Consider the following 544-nt stretch of genomic DNA (forward strand, 5'->3'; position numbering starts at 1 on the left):
CACGGCATAGCGCAGCGGATCGACGATATCGGCGTCCTCGTCGCTGGACGATCCCCACAGCTTGATACCGAAAAGCTCGAAAGCGGCCGCAGGCCTTGATTCGGCAACCAGCGCGGTCGCGCATATCATGGCCAAAAGCAGGGCGCGCGGAAGCACGCGCCCTGGCGCGGTCCCCCCTGACATCTGCTCTTCATGCGCCGGCATTAAGACAACCTAGGTTACAAAACTAAAATTGGAATGAAGTTCTGAAGCGCTCGTAAAGGGGCCACAATCCAATTGTCTGCAATAGGACGGGCTTGGAATTCACACCTTTTGCGTCGCCGCAAGAATGCGTGATCCCCTGTCCTATGGAGGTACTACCGGTCATCGGCCGGAAAGGAAACCGTTGGCAGGCGGAACCCTGCCGCGTCCTGCGTTGACAAGCTTGACTGAAGCTTGAACATGCCTGGACGTCTGCAATTGTCTGGAGGGTGTTATGGCAATGCGCGCGGCTCGTGGTCTGTCGATCCTGATCCTTCTCTTCTTCGCCTGGGCCAATGTCTTG

1 protein-coding gene is annotated in these 544 nt (G+C 57.4%); it reads right to left on the reverse strand.

All coding sequences use genetic code 11. From position 1 onward, the window contains the following. On the reverse strand, positions 1 to 183 hold a 183-nt coding region (locus ACWTU8_RS32120; RefSeq protein ID WP_455851289.1), incomplete at its 3' end, for a hypothetical protein. Between the last annotated feature and the right edge of the window lie 361 nt (positions 184 to 544).

This window comes from Mesorhizobium sp. BHbdii, from assembly GCF_053848045.1.